Annotated in this window: 12 protein-coding genes; 6 read left to right on the top strand and 6 right to left on the bottom strand. The window is 70.8% G+C overall.

Annotated features, from left to right (window positions below):
• Positions 1–123 precede the first annotated feature (123 nt).
• From AQJ46_RS19435 to AQJ46_RS19455, 5 genes are all read left to right on the top strand, one after another.
• Positions 124–1,209 carry an alpha/beta fold hydrolase gene (locus AQJ46_RS19435; protein ID WP_079072347.1) on the top strand — a complete coding sequence of 362 codons (1,086 nt, stop codon included), beginning with the start codon at positions 124–126 and terminating at the stop codon, positions 1,207–1,209.
• Positions 1,210–1,384: 175 nt separating this feature from the next.
• Entirely contained in the window at positions 1,385–2,407 is a 1,023-nt protein-coding gene (locus AQJ46_RS19440) for an NADP-dependent oxidoreductase (protein WP_059206771.1), read from the top strand.
• Positions 2,408–2,643: 236 nt separating this feature from the next.
• On the top strand, positions 2,644–3,384 hold the full coding sequence (locus AQJ46_RS19445) for a VOC family protein (protein ID WP_059206772.1): 741 nt from the start codon (positions 2,644–2,646) through the stop codon (positions 3,382–3,384).
• Positions 3,385–3,471: 87 nt separating this feature from the next.
• Positions 3,472–3,885 carry a DUF3592 domain-containing protein gene (locus tag AQJ46_RS19450; protein WP_079072348.1) on the top strand — a complete coding sequence of 138 codons (414 nt, stop codon included), beginning with the start codon at positions 3,472–3,474 and terminating at the stop codon, positions 3,883–3,885.
• A 107-nt stretch (positions 3,886–3,992) separates the two neighbouring features.
• Positions 3,993–5,747 (top strand): ankyrin repeat domain-containing protein, encoded by a 1,755-nt coding sequence (locus AQJ46_RS19455; RefSeq protein WP_059206879.1) that lies wholly within the window; start codon positions 3,993–3,995, stop codon positions 5,745–5,747.
• A 6-nt stretch (positions 5,748–5,753) separates the two neighbouring features.
• Here the strand turns inward: AQJ46_RS19455 and AQJ46_RS19460 are convergent, their stop codons facing one another.
• Genes AQJ46_RS19460 through AQJ46_RS19470 form a run of 3 tightly spaced genes read right to left on the bottom strand, consistent with a single transcriptional unit; the run spans position 5,754 to position 7,672 of the window.
• Positions 5,754–6,479 (bottom strand): class I SAM-dependent methyltransferase, encoded by a 726-nt coding sequence (locus tag AQJ46_RS19460; RefSeq protein WP_059206773.1) that lies wholly within the window; start codon positions 6,477–6,479, stop codon positions 5,754–5,756.
• 57 nt (positions 6,480–6,536) lie between these two features.
• Entirely contained in the window at positions 6,537–7,025 is a 489-nt protein-coding gene (locus AQJ46_RS19465) for an HAD domain-containing protein (RefSeq protein ID WP_059206774.1), read from the bottom strand.
• Positions 7,026–7,048: 23 nt separating this feature from the next.
• Positions 7,049–7,672: an RraA family protein gene (locus AQJ46_RS19470; RefSeq protein WP_059206775.1), complete on the bottom strand. Its 624-nt coding sequence runs from the start codon at positions 7,670–7,672 to the stop codon at positions 7,049–7,051.
• A gap of 157 nt (positions 7,673–7,829) precedes the next feature.
• On the opposite strand from AQJ46_RS19470, the gene AQJ46_RS19475 reads away from it, so the two are divergent.
• Positions 7,830–8,681: a nitroreductase/quinone reductase family protein gene (locus tag AQJ46_RS19475; protein WP_059206776.1), complete on the top strand. Its 852-nt coding sequence runs from the start codon at positions 7,830–7,832 to the stop codon at positions 8,679–8,681.
• A gap of 93 nt (positions 8,682–8,774) precedes the next feature.
• Here AQJ46_RS19475 and AQJ46_RS19480 read toward each other — a convergent pair whose 3' ends face one another.
• Genes AQJ46_RS19480 through AQJ46_RS19490 form a run of 3 tightly spaced genes read right to left on the bottom strand, consistent with a single transcriptional unit; the run spans position 8,775 to position 12,400 of the window.
• Positions 8,775–10,820 (bottom strand): HelD family protein, encoded by a 2,046-nt coding sequence (locus AQJ46_RS19480; RefSeq protein ID WP_059206777.1) that lies wholly within the window; start codon positions 10,818–10,820, stop codon positions 8,775–8,777.
• Positions 10,821–10,876: 56 nt separating this feature from the next.
• On the bottom strand, positions 10,877–11,485 hold the full coding sequence (locus tag AQJ46_RS19485; RefSeq protein ID WP_059206778.1) for a TetR family transcriptional regulator: 609 nt from the start codon (positions 11,483–11,485) through the stop codon (positions 10,877–10,879).
• Positions 11,486–11,518: 33 nt separating this feature from the next.
• Entirely contained in the window at positions 11,519–12,400 is an 882-nt protein-coding gene (locus AQJ46_RS19490; protein WP_059206779.1) for a hypothetical protein, read from the bottom strand.
• Between the last annotated feature and the right edge of the window lie 53 nt (positions 12,401–12,453).

The following is a 12,453-nucleotide window of genomic DNA, read 5'->3' on the forward strand; positions in this document are numbered from 1 at the left end:
ACAGTTTTGCTCGTGGTTCTCGGCTCCGCTTCCTCGCGACGCGCCGGGCCGCCGTACCGGAGCACCTCCACCTCGCCCGTGCCGGTACCGGGCGCGACGTCCGGCGCCAGGAAAGAGAACGCCATGAGCAAAACGTCCACATTCAGTGCCCTGGACGACGAGCGGTTCAAGCAGCGCACGCTGTCCGCCAACGGGATCCGCGTGCACGCGGTCGAGGCCGGGCAGGGGCCGCTGGTGCTGCTCGCCCACGGCTTCCCCGAGTCCTGGTACTCGTGGCGTCACCAGCTGCGCGCGCTGGCGGACGCGGGCTACCGCGCCGTCGCCATCGACATGCGCGGCTACGGGCGCACATCCAAGCCCGCGGCGGTCCACGACTACCGCATCACCGAGCTGGTCGCGGACTGCGTGGGCGTCGTGCACGCACTCGGCGAGTCGCAGGCCGTGATCGTCGGCCACGACTGGGGCTCGGCCGTGGCCTGGACGGCGGCGTGGACGCGGCCCGACGTCTTCCGCGCCGTCGTGGGGGTAAGCGTGCCCTTCGGCGGGCGCGGGCAGATGGCCCTGCCGGGCAACCCGTTCGGCGAGCGCCGCCCCTCGGAGGTCGAGCGCGAGATCGCCGGACCCGGGCGGCTCTGGTACCAGGAGTACTTCACCTCGCCGGGCGTTGCCGACCGCGAGTTCCACTCCGACCCGGCCGCCTGGCTCACGGGCGCGCTCTACAGCTTCTCGGCCTCGGCGCCCCAGCCGCCCGAGGCGGCCGCTGTCGACTTCACCCAGCTCTCCGACCAGGCCCTGGCCGCGATGCTGCGCGAAGCCGTGTGCCTGCCGCCGGGGGTGGGGATGCGCGACGGCATGACGCCGATGCCCGACGACCTGCCCGACTGGCTCACGCAGGAGGACATCGACTTCTACGTCGCCGAGTTCGAGCGCACCGGTTTCACCGGCCCGCTCAACTACTACCACTGCCTCGACCTCAACTGGGAGCTGCTGGCGCCCTACGAGGGCAGGCCGCTGGAGGTGCCGGCGCTGTTCGTCGGCGGCGGCCGCGACATCGCCACCCTGTGGGGACGCACCGCGATGCAGCGTTTCCCGGAGGTCGCCCCGCAGGCGCGCGAGCCGATCGTCATCGCCGACGCCGGCCACTGGCTTCCGGACGAGAAGCCGCAGGAGCTCAACAAGGCCCTGCTGGAATTCCTCGCCGGACTGTAGGACAGCCCCCGGCTCTGCCGCGCACTTCCGAACGGCCCGGAGCACGGGTCGCGGCCTGCACCAACGAGGAGCGGCCGCGGCCTGCACCCGATCACGACCGAGCCGACGGACCACGCCAACCCGGACGTGGCCCCCCTGAACACCCCCACCAACAACCCGACAACCGGGAGCACCCTTGTCAGAGATCACCAGCACCCAGATCCAGCTCGTCTCGCGCCCCGACGGGTGGCCGACGCCCCAGGACTTCCGCACCGTCCAGGTCGATTACGGCCCCCTCAAGCCGGGACACGTCCGCGTCGTCAATGAATTCGTCTCCGTCGACCCGTACATGCGCATGCGGATGAGCGACGTTCCGGGCTGGGCGTTCCCCCTCGGCGAGACGATGACGGGCAGCGCGGTCGGCCGCGTCGTCGCCTCCGCCTCCGAGGACCTGCCCGTGGGCACCTGGGTCCTGCACGAGTACGGATGGCGCGACGTGGCACAGGAGCACGCCGAGGGCTTCCGCATCGTGCCGGAGGCTCCGGGCGTACCCCTCTCGCTCCACCTCGGCATGTTCGGTCTGGTCGGCCTCACCGCCTACGCGGGCCTGACCGCCGTGGCGCGCATGCGCCCCGGCGACACGGTCTTCGTGTCCGGTGCGGCGGGCGCGGTCGGCTCCACCGCCGGCCAGCTCGCCCGCGTCCTGGGTGCGGGCCGGGTCATCGGCAGCGCCGGTTCGGCCGAGAAGGTCGCCCTTCTCACCGGGAAGTACGGCTTCGACGCGGCGTTCAACTACAAGGACGCTCCGGTCGCCGCGCAGTTGGCCGAAGCCGCCCCCGACGGCATCGACGTCTACTTCGACAACGTCGGCGGCGACCACCTCGACGCCGCCCTGGCCGCCCTCAACGACGGCGGCCGTGCCGCCCTGTGCGGTGCGATCTCCGAATACAACACGTCCGGACCGGCGCGCCGCCCGCGCCATCTCGCGAACGTAGCCGCACGGTCGCTCACGCTCGAACCGTTCACCGTCGCGGACCACCTCGCCCTCGCCCCCGAGTTCCGCCGGCTCATGACCGAAGGGCTGGGCGACGGACGCATCGCGTACGACGAGACAGTCGTCGACGGAATCGACCACGCCGCCGACGCATTCCTCGACATGATGCGCGGACAGAACATCGGCAAAATGATCGTGCGCACCAATCTCGGCCAGCACGACTGAGTCCCACTCACCTGAAGGCCGAGGCTGCCGAACGCGGTGATCCACTACAGCTCACGTCAGGGACGTGGCCATTACTGCTCCCGCGACCTGGGCAGCCACTGACACATAGCCAGATGCCTCATCTTGACCGAGACGGAATGTCCAACGGTGTCTCGCTCAAGATGAGGCACCACAGGTCAGGACATCAGGCTGCCTCGCCCCCAGCGAGACCGGACAACCTCCATAGGATCGCCGGTATGGCGCTGCGACCGGTTCAGGTGAACATCAAGGCTCTCGACGGGCCGGCGGTCGGCCGGTTCTGGGCGGAGGCGCTCGGCTGGAGTGCCTACAGTCCCGGCGTGACCACCTACGTCGGCCCCGCGGGCGGTCTCGTGTGGCCGGACCCGGTCGGTGTCGGCATCGACGTCGTCCCCGTTCCGCAAGCCAAGACGGCGACGAAGAACCGTGTTCACCTCGATCTCGCCACCAGGTCGGCGGCCCATCAGGCGGAGTTGGTCGCGCGCCTGGAGGTTCTTGGCGCGACGCATGTCGACGTGGGCCAGGGCGAAGTGCCGTGGACGGTCCTTGCCGACCCGGAGGGCAACGAGTTCTGCGTACTGGAGCCTCGCGAGGTCTACCGGGACACCGGGCCGATCGCCGCGGTGGTGGTCGACTGCGCGGATCCGCGGGCCATGGCCCGGTTCTGGAGTACGGCGACGAACTGGACCCTGCACGAAGTGACCGACGATCAGGCGGTGTTGCGCTCCGCCCAGGGCGTCGGCCCGTATCTCGAGTTCCTCCGCACGCCAGACGTGAAGAGCGTGCCGGACCGTGTCCATCTCGACCTGCTGCCGTACCCCGGTGACGACCGGGCGGCGGAGGTGGCCCGGCTGCATACCCTCGGCGCCACCGACCTCGATCTCGGCCAGGGCGACGTCCCGTGGACGTGCCTGTCCGACCCGGAGGGCCACGAGTTCTGCGTGCTGTCGCCGTCCTGACGCGGAGCGGCATCGGTCGGCCGACGCCGGTGAGCGAGCCGTCGTTGGGATGGCGTCCCAGTTCGCTCCGGTCGAGCGGACGAGCGGATGAGCGAGGGGGACGGTGTGCGGGTTCCGTGGCGTGGGTGGGGTGCCCGCCAGTGGGTCGCGTTCGGGGCGATCGCGTTCGGGTCGTTGTTCCTGGTCGTCGGGTTGGTCCTGGCGGGGGTGTCGGTCTCGTTCCTGACGGATGCGCAGAAGGCCCGGGGCACGGTGGTCGCGCTGGACTGGCGCAACGACAGCGTCGGCACGTCCTCCCGCAGGGCGAGGTCGGACGACAAGCCGGCGGCGTACCCCGTGGTCGAGTTCACGCCCGCGGACGGCACGCCGAGGACCTTCCGCAGCTCGACGGGGTCCAATCCACCGTCGTACGAGGAAGGCGACCGCGTCGAGGTGCTCTACCGCGCCGATTCGCCCGACGACGCGAGGATCAACGGCTTCGCCTCACTGTGGCTGCGGTGATGGGGCGCCGGCGTTCCTGACGTGGATGCCGGCGCCCCGCCCCGAAGCCCCCACGTCAGGAAGTCCTCGCCCCGGGCATTGTCAGTGCCGTGTGCGACGCTCGGCACATGGGGTTCTTTGACGATCTGGTGCTTGCTGAGGAACCGGCCGCCGAGCAGGCCGTGTTGGCCCGGTTACAGCCACCGGGAGCGGACGAGGGACGGTATGCGCCGCCCGTCGACCGGTTCGCGCCCGCGCTGTCGCCGCAGCTGGAAGTGGTCGGGGTGGGCGCCGGGACGCGGGTCCTGGTGACGGGGTGGTCCGTGTGGCCGAGGTCGGTCACCCTGCATCTGGCGGTGTTCCGCAACACCCGTCGGCAGGGCGGGGACCAGCGACGGCAGTCCGGGCTGCGGGTGGGACTGCTGCTCTCCGACGGACGGCGGGTGACCTCGCTGGACGGCACCGTGATGCGGAGCATCTCCTGGACAGGGCCGCAGGGACAGCCGCAGGAGGCGTCGACCGAGCAGGCGGTCGGGCTGATCCCGTTGGATCCGGGCCTGCACCACTCCCGCAGATCCCTGTTCAAGACGGACGTCGACCTGTATCTGACGGAGCTCCCCCCGCCCGGGGAAACGCAGTTGGTCGTCGAGTGGCCGGACGAAGGCGTGCCCGAGACCCGTACTCCGGTCGACGTGGACGCGCTCCACGCCGCCGCACGCCGGGCGATCGAGGTCTGGCCCGGACTCGCGCCGCCGGAACCGGAGGCGCTCCCGGGTTCGTTCGCGACGATGGAGGTCAGCGGACCGCCGACACTCCTGGCGCCACCCCTCAACCGACGCCAACGCGAGGCGCTACAGCGCGCGGAGGAGGCCCGGCAGCGCTACGTGCCGCAGGCCGACTGGCAGCGCATGGGCTACCGCGACTGGGGCGACGCGGCCCTGGTCAGGGCCCGGTTGGAGGCAGGCGCCCCGCCCGACGCCCGGGCGGGATGGCGTGGCGCCACCCCGCTGCACCTCACGGCGGAACAGGGCTCGGCACAAGCGGTGGCCGCGCTCCTGCCTCACATCGCGGACGTCGACGTACGCGACGACGAAGAGCACACCCCGCTCTGGTACGCCGTACAGAGCATGGACGAGGCCACCGTGCGCGCGCTGATCGACGCCGGCGCGGACGTGTGGACACCGCAGGCGGAGCCCTGGTCGCCGGGGCGGCTGCTGCTGACCACGCCGCTCGCTCCGCTCGTCCAACACCTGCCGGGGGCGGTGGAGCTGCCCCCGGAGGAGGTCGCCGCCCAGCAGGCCGCGGACGCGCTCATCGCGGCCTTCGGTGCGGAGCCGATGTGGACCGAAGGGCTCGGCATCTGCTTCGTGCAGGGCCTCGACGAGGACGAGTTGATACGGCGACTCGGTGCCGATCCCGCGCAGTGCCCGAGGACAGATCCCGACGACGCGCCCTTCGACCCGATGGACTACGACGAGTCCCTTCGCTACGTGGGCGTCACGGGCGTCGACGGTACCCCCGGCGGCTGTGTGATCACACAGGACGGGTACATGCCCAGCGATGACGCCGTGCTGCGGGCGATATCGGCGGGCACCACCGCCTACGGGGTGTACTTCAACCCGAAGGGCGGCACGTTCGGCGCCCTGGCCCACGACGGCGAGATCGTCGCCGGCGACGAGATCCACATCGGGCCGCACGAATCGGACCCGGCCGCCTACTGGACCTTCCGTTTCTGGCAGCGCAAGCACGCGTTCCCCTACGGCGCCGACGTCCTCGCCTACTGCTGCGCCGCGGCGGGTCTGCGGATCAGCGACGGGCGGGACGCGGTCGACGGCCACGCCCCCCGCCGCTGGGTGCCCCTGCCGACGCGACTTCAGCGCTGAGCCTGTTCAGGGGCGCCGCGCCACGAACACCAGCTCCTTGCCCGGCCGGTCCGGCGCATCCCGTACGTCCTCCACCACGAACCCCCGCGCGATCAGCTCCGCCTCGACCTCCCCGCGCTCCCGGAAGCGCAACGTCGAGTCCGAGGTCAGTGTCCGCCCGTCCGCCGCGAACACATAGCTCCACCGGAACGACACCAACTGCCCGTCCACGCCGATGACGTCGACCCAGCTCTCCACCGCTCCGACGCCGGGCACGTCCGTCACGGCGTACGACGCCTCCCGGTGCCACTCCTCCCAGGCCCGCCGGGCGGGGTCGCGCGTCTCGAACACCAGCCGCCCACCGGGCCGTAGCGCCGTGTACGCACCCCGCAGCGTCTCCCGCCAGGCATCCGCTTCCACGATCTGCTGGGCGACGTTGGCCGTCATGGTCACCAAGTCGACGCGCAGCGGCGGAAGTTCGGTCGCGTCCCCATCGATCCAGCGAACCCGCTCACTCTCCGGCTTCCCCCGGGCCACGTCGAGCGAGGCGAGGGCGGGATCGACCCCCACCACCTCGATCCCCCGCCCGGCCAGCAACAGCGCGAACACCCCCGTCCCACAGCCGATGTCCAACACCCGCCGCGCCCCGAACTCCTCCACCATCCGGACATACGCGTCCAGGTCGCCGCGATCGGGTTCGACCGCGTCGTAGATCGCGGCGAGCCGTGGATCTGTGAAGCCTTCGTCAGCCATGCGGGCGACCGTAGGCGGAGCGGGGCTCGGCCGACCACTCGATATCACCCGGCCCGGTCACCGTCCTCCCCTCGCCAGCCACTCCTCCAGCACCGCGAAGTCCCTTTCGGTGAGCCCCACTTGGTGATCCACTCGGTGCAGGAGAGCCCGTTCGGGATGATGGGCGGCCACCCAGGCCCGGTCGGCGTCGGTGATCTCGTCGTCGACCCAGACGAACGGCCGCCCAGCCGCCCAGGAGACGAGGGGGCGGGTCTTCCAGTGCAGGCCGGTCGTCTCGTCGTCGTCCGGGTCCGGCCAGTCCACGAGCGGCAGCCGGGGCAGTCCGAGCCAGGGCGCCAGAGCGGTGTTGGCGTCGTCCCCCCAGGTCGTGGCCCACACCAGCGCACAGCCCAGCGACGTCAGACGCGCGCCGAGCGCGGGATCGACACGGGGCAGCAGCGGATGGCCGGTGACGGCCCCGTCCGGAAAGGCCGGCTCGTACAGCGGATACGGCCCCACCGCCCCGAACGGCAGCAGTGTCCCGTCGACGTCCAGGAAGAGAAGCACCCCCGGCCTCCGGCCCCCGTCCGTCATCCCTCGAACCCGGCCTCCGCGAGGATCTCGTCGATACGCGCCCGATGCGCCGCCTCCCACGAGTCGAGCGTCTCGGCCACCTCCTTCGCCAGCCTGGCGCGGGCAGCGGCGAGGACGTCGGACCCTCGCGCGGCGGGGACCGCCACGACCCCCTCCTCGTCGGCGACCACCACGTCCCCGGCCTCGACCCGCACGCCGCCGCACCGCACCCGACCGCCCAGCGGCGCCACGGCCTTCTTCGCGCCCGGGATCGGGATGACCCCTCGGGCGAACACCGGGAAGCCGGCCTCCCGCACCTCGGCGAGGTCGCGGATCAGCCCGTCGGCGACGAACCCCGCGATCCCCCGCCGCTGCGCGACCGCGCACACGTTCCCGCCGGCCAGGGCGTAGTTGAGGTCCCCCGACTCGACCACGACGACCGAGCCGGCCGGCGCCCGGTGGATCGCGGCGTGCAGCATGAGGTTGTCGCCGGGCGGGCACCGTACGGTGAACGCCGGCCCCGCCACCCTCGGCACCGGCCCCCACAGAGGTCGGATCCCGATGTCCATGACCTGGTCCCGACCGAGCAGATCGGCCAGGGTGGTCGTGGGAATGTCCGCAAACTCGCTGGTCTCGGTCATGCCGCGGACGTTACCGTGCGTGCATGACTGCCGGGTCGGCCTTGTGCCGTGAGCGAGTTGGGTGCCCGGCCTCTGAGTGAGGCCGGGGAGGGCAAGAAGCCCTCCGCTTTCTCTGAGTCGTCCAGGAAATGACCGGAGACCAGAGAAAGCAGAGAGAGTGACCAACCCCATCCAGGACTTCAACCAGCGGATCATCGACGAGTTCCGCGCCCAGCACGGCCGGGTCGGCGGCCCGTTCGAGGGCGGCCGCCTGATCCTCCTCACCACCACCGGCGCCCGCACCGGCACCCCGCACACCACCCCCGTCGGCTACCTCCCCGACGGCGGCGACCGCATCCTCGTGATCGCTTCGGCGGGCGGCTCACCCCGCCACCCCGACTGGTACCGCAACCTCGTCGCGCACCCCCAAGTCACAGTCGAGAGCGGGGTGTTCACGTACGAGGCGAAGGCGGTCGTCCTGGCGGGCGGGGAGCGGGACCGGGCCTTCGCACGAGCCGTGGAGTCGGACCGTGGCTGGGCCACGTACCAGGAGAAGACCGACCGCGTCCTCCCCGTGGTCGCCCTGCACGAGATCGCCCGCCCGGGCCCGCCGAACATCAACGCCTCGTCCCCCGGCGAGGCCATCAGGCTCGTCCACGACGCCTTCCGCCGCGAATTCGCACTGATCCGAACGGAGTTGGCCTCCAAGTCCGATGGGACCGGCACCCTGGGCGCCCAGCTCCGAGTCAACTGCCTGACGTTCTGCCAGGGCCTGCACAACCACCACACCGGCGAGGACGTGGCAATGTTCCCGTTCCTGGCCGACCGCCACCCGGAGGCGGCTCCGGCCATCGACCGCCTGCGCACCGAACACGAGCACATCGCGGCCCTGGTGGAGGAGTTGCGCGAGGCGCTCTCCGGCACCGACCTCGATACCGTCCGCACGGAGGTCGACCGCCTGACGACCGAGCTGGAGGCCCATCTGACGTATGAGGAGGAGCAGTTGATCCCCCTCCTCGACCGCGCCTGACCCCACCACGGGCGGCCCGCCACCAGGTGGGCTGCCCGCGGGCGGGCCACCAAAACCGGTTACCACGTGCGCCCGCCTGCGGGCAGCAGCGCGCTAGAACGGCAGCGGCCGCCCGTGCACCACCACCAGCCGCGACACCGCCCGGGTCAGCACGACATACAGCCGGTGCAGCCCACGCTCCTCCGCCTCCGCGATCGCGGCCGGCTCGACGGCCACCACATGGTCGTACTCAAGTCCCTTGACCACCCCGGCCGGTACGACGCTCACCCGCGCACCGAGCTCGTCCGGTCCGGCGGCGGCGATCCCGGCCGCGTAGAGGGCCTGCCGTACGCGTTCCACATCGGCGTCGGCGACGACGACTCCCACGGACCCCTCGTGCGCGAGCGATTCCCGTACGGCGTCCACGACCACGCCCGGCAAGGCGTCCGGGGAGGTGGGACGCATCCTCAACTCCCCGTCCCCGCGCAGGGACCGCCCCTCCGGCACCGCGACATTCAACTGCGCGAGGAGCCGGTTGGCGAGCTGGACGACGGCCTGCGGGACACGGAAGCCGATGGTCAGCGGCACGACGGCCGCGTCCGGTTTGCCGAGATGACGCAGGACGGTGTGCCACGAGCGGGCCGCCCAGGGCGTGGTCCCCTGCGCCAGGTCACCGAGCACGGTGATCGACCCGAAACGGGCCCGGCGGGCGATCGCCCGGCACTCCATGGGAGACAGGTCCTGTGCCTCGTCCACGACGAGATGGCCGTACCCCTCAGGATGCTCCACGAGCCCGGCGACCTCGTCGAGCAGCACCAGATCGGCCGCCGACCAGCGCGCCGACTTCCACGACCGCGGCGGCTTGGTCCACAGCAGGTTCTTCTGCTCCTCGGAGTCGAGAATCCCATCGGCTGCGGCCGCCAACTCCTCACGGTCAGAGAGAAGTTCGGCCACGACCTCCTCGGGCCGCACCTTGGGCCACACGGCGTCGAGGAACGCCCCGAGCACTCGGGACCGCGAGACCCGCTGCACCCACGCACCGCTCTGCGGCCCGGCCCGCCGCTCGGCCTGCAGCTGCACACTCCGCACCACCCGGCTGCGCACCCGCTCCCGTCCGATGGCGTACGGCGGCTCTTCCTGTCGTACGTCCGCCACGATCCGCGCGAGTTCACCGGCCCCGACCCGCCACTGGTACGAACCGTCCTTGATCTCCAGGGAGTCGACCTGTGCTGTCGACACCCGCGCGTACAGCGCCCGGCGCAGCACCTCCGCCATCCGGGGGTCGTGCTTGAGGACGGCGGTGGGGTGGGCGTCGGTGGCGGTGACCGGGTGGCGGGCGATCTCGTCATGGAGCGTGGACTGCCGTACGCCGGCCTCGCCGAGCGCGGGCAGCACCTGCGCGATGTAGGAGAGGAAAGTCCGGTTGGGCCCGAGGACGAGGAGCCCGCCGCGCCGCATCCGCTGCGGGTGGGTGTAGAGGAGATAGGCGGCCCGGTGCAGCCCGACGGCGGTCTTGCCGGTGCCCGGAGCTCCCTGCACACACACGGAAACGGCGAGGTCTCCCCGTACGAGATCGTCCTGCTCGGGCTGGATGGTGGCCGCGATGTCCCGCATGGGCCCGACCCGGGGTCGTTCGATCTCCCGGGCGACGATGTCGCTGACCTGCGGCGGCCCGCCGTCCCTGAGGTGCTCGTCCTCCAGCCCGGTGAGATCGGCGGACGCCCCCTTGCTCCCCGGCGCCCATCCGAACCGCCGCCGCACGGCGACACCCTGCGGATCGCGGGCGCTCGCCTGGTAGAAGGCGCGGGAGACGGGGGCGCGCCAGTCGACGACCAGGGGCGGAGCGGCGGGATGCTCGGTGATCCGCAGCCGGCCCAGGTGATACGCCTGCCCGGCATGGTCGCCGTGGTCGAACTCCAGCTTCCCGAAGAACAACGGCCCTTCGGGAAGCTCCCGCATCTCCTTGGCCTGACTGCGCAGCTGATATCCGAGCACCTCGGCGTCCGCCCCGGAGGCGGAGACGTCCTCACCGACGACGACCTGCTCCTGGGCTCCGTCGATCATGGCGGCGAGGGCGGTACGGCAACGGTCGTGGTGGATGCGCTCGCGGTGGAGGGCCTCTTTCAGGGCGGGATGCGGAGCGGGGCCGGCTGACGTCATGGGGACGAGCGTACGCGAGGAAATGAAACCGGGTTAAATCTTTTACTCGATCTTACTCAGCTGAGCCACGGAAGCCCGTCCGCCAGCACCCCGAAGGCCCGCTCGGCCGCGGCCACGGCATCCACGCGCACGTCCTCGACGGTCTCCCCCTTGGCGATCCGCCGCCAGTTCTCCATGGCGAGAATCCGCCGCACGGCGATGATCTGCCCGGCGGCCAGGCGGGCGTCGAGATCGCCCCCGAGCACCTCGGCCAGCGCGGCCTCCTGCCGCTCCAGGTGCCCGTGGGCGCGCGCGACAAGGGCGGGGGTGCCGTAGAGCAGCGAGTGAAAGGCGAGAACCTGGGGGTGATCATTGAGCCCGGTGACGGGGTCGTCCCGCTCCAGCCCTTCGAGGAAGTGCCGCCGGAGGGCGGCAAGGGGCGGCTCGTCGGATGCGGCCACGACCCGCGCCGCCTCGTCCTCATGATCGGCGATCCGGTGGAGGACGAGGTCCTCCTTGGCCGGAAAGTACCGGAAGAGGGTGGGCTTGGAGATCTCGGCGGCGGCGGCGATCTCGGCCACGGAGACGGCGTCGAAGCCCTTCTCCAGGAAGAGACGGATGGCGATCTCCGAGAGGGTCTCGTACATCCGCTGCTTCTTGCGCTGGCGCAGGCCGGGGGCGGTCATGGGGGTGAGCCTAGCGGGACGCCCAGGGCATGATCACGGCGTTGTGCCTTGATGCCAGCGGGGTACCTCGGCCAGATCCCACAGGTCGTCGAAGTGCTTGTTCCATGCCGCCAGGGCGGTCTTGGCCTCGTCAGTGCCGTCCGAAGACCAGAAGGTCAGATCGGTCTGGTAGCCCTTCGGGTCGTAGTACTCGGGCCCTGAACTGGACTCTATGGTCCGGGCTGCCAGGTCGTAGAGACCATGCAGCACCAGCTCACGGTTGAAGATGCAGATCTTGTCCCGCGGTATACCGGGGTAGAAACGGTACTCGCACTCGGCCGTCATCCGGCCTGCGCCGGTCAGCAGGTGAGCCAGCGCGGACAGCCTTCTTGCGTACCCCATGCATTGAATCTCCAGTCCTCTGCGGAACTCCTCGTCATCGACGGGATTTCCCTGAGGACCCACCCGGGAAGGGACCGACATGGGGAGGCGGAAGTCCGGCACCAGGAACCTGATCCGCACATGCCTGATGGGTCCGGGACTCCCGAGCATGGCTTCGAGACGGTGGTAGAGCTCGTTGTGCAGCGTCTCGCCGGTATAGCCGAGAAAACTGATCTCCACTGCCTGAGCTGCGAATGCCTCCGTCACGAATCTGCCCAGTTCTTGGGACTTGACCTGCGCTCGTGGGGCCAGGCGGAGGGATGCTGCGAGATCCTTCAGGGTGTCGTACAGGACGTAACCGACCAGGCTGAGCAGCGCACCGCCCAGAAAGGTCTTGCCCGCCATCGCGTCTCCCACGGGCTTCACGAACTGAGCCAGTAACCCTGTTCCGAAGATGCCCAGCAGCAGCGCTCGCGTGATCATCGGCTCGTAGCGTGCCTGGAACCTCTTCAACCGTTCGCCCATGGTGGCGCTGGGCACGCTGCTGCCGGACATCTGGAGCCCCTTCCCCCGTACCGGAGCGGCCGCTCCGCCTCGCGACGCACCAG

The organism is Streptomyces canus (assembly GCF_001514145.1).
GTDB classification, from domain to species: Bacteria; Actinomycetota; Actinomycetes; order Streptomycetales; family Streptomycetaceae; genus Streptomyces; species Streptomyces canus.

Bases quoted from the DNA above. Each gene is read 5' to 3' on its own strand.
- AQJ46_RS19455 (WP_059206879.1), top strand. From the start codon at position 3,993: ATGGGGTTCTTTGACGATCTGGTGCTTGCTGAGGAACCGGCCGCCGAG.
- AQJ46_RS19450 (WP_079072348.1), top strand. From the start codon at position 3,472: ATGAGCGAGGGGGACGGTGTGCGGGTTCCGTGGCGTGGGTGGGGTGCC.
- AQJ46_RS19445 (WP_059206772.1), top strand. From the start codon at position 2,644: ATGGCGCTGCGACCGGTTCAGGTGAACATCAAGGCTCTCGACGGGCCG.
- AQJ46_RS19490 (WP_059206779.1), bottom strand. From the start codon at position 12,400: ATGTCCGGCAGCAGCGTGCCCAGCGCCACCATGGGCGAACGGTTGAAG.
- AQJ46_RS19470 (WP_059206775.1), bottom strand. From the start codon at position 7,672: ATGACCGAGACCAGCGAGTTTGCGGACATTCCCACGACCACCCTGGCC.
- AQJ46_RS19460 (WP_059206773.1), bottom strand. From the start codon at position 6,479: ATGGCTGACGAAGGCTTCACAGATCCACGGCTCGCCGCGATCTACGAC.
- AQJ46_RS19480 (WP_059206777.1), bottom strand. From the start codon at position 10,820: ATGACGTCAGCCGGCCCCGCTCCGCATCCCGCCCTGAAAGAGGCCCTC.
- AQJ46_RS19435 (WP_079072347.1), top strand. From the start codon at position 124: ATGAGCAAAACGTCCACATTCAGTGCCCTGGACGACGAGCGGTTCAAG.
- AQJ46_RS19485 (WP_059206778.1), bottom strand. From the start codon at position 11,485: ATGACCGCCCCCGGCCTGCGCCAGCGCAAGAAGCAGCGGATGTACGAG.